This is a genomic window from Streptomyces sp. NTD107 (assembly GCF_059510435.1).
The window spans coordinates 1-518 of record NZ_JCAJZV010000048.1 but is presented as its reverse complement, the minus strand read 5'-3'; the positions used below and the strand labels follow the sequence as shown (position 1 = coordinate 518).

Sequence of the window (518 nt, the reverse complement as noted above, 5' to 3'; positions counted from 1 at the left end):
GGGCGGAACGAGTTCCGCCACCGCCCTCGCCTCGGCCTCCGCCGCGCTCATCTGGTCGCAGCATCCGGACTGGACCAAGAATCAGGTGTTGCGGGTGATGCTGAACACGGCCGAGCGGTCCGATGACCAGCGGCGGGATGACTACACGGGGTACGGGATCGTTCGGCCGGACCGGGTGATCATTGATGGGGAGGGGGATCCGGGGGACCCGGACAGTCCGCCGATCTTCCGGGACTATGAGGCCGCGCTTCGGCCGCCCGCCACTCCCAGTCCCACCCCCACGCCGGAGTCCGAGACCGATACCGAAACCGAGTCGGGGGCCGCGCCCGCGCCCGGGCCGGAGGCGGAAGCCTCCGGTGCCGGCGGCGGCAGTGCGCTGCCCTGGATCGCCGGTGGTACTGCCGTCGTGCTGGTGCTCGCCCTCGGTGGGTGGGTGGTGTGGCGGCGGAGGGAATGATCCCCGCCTGGTGCGGGTTGCCCCTCTGTACCTAGCCGCAGGGAACAGGGAGGACACCGCC

1 protein-coding gene is annotated in these 518 nt (G+C 71.4%); it reads left to right on the top strand.

Annotation, left to right across the window (positions count from 1 at the left end):
• A partial coding sequence (locus AC5WRL_RS28110; RefSeq protein ID WP_496091501.1) for a S8 family serine peptidase occupies positions 1-457 on the top strand: 457 nt, incomplete at its 5' end.
• Between the last annotated feature and the right edge of the window lie 61 nt (positions 458-518).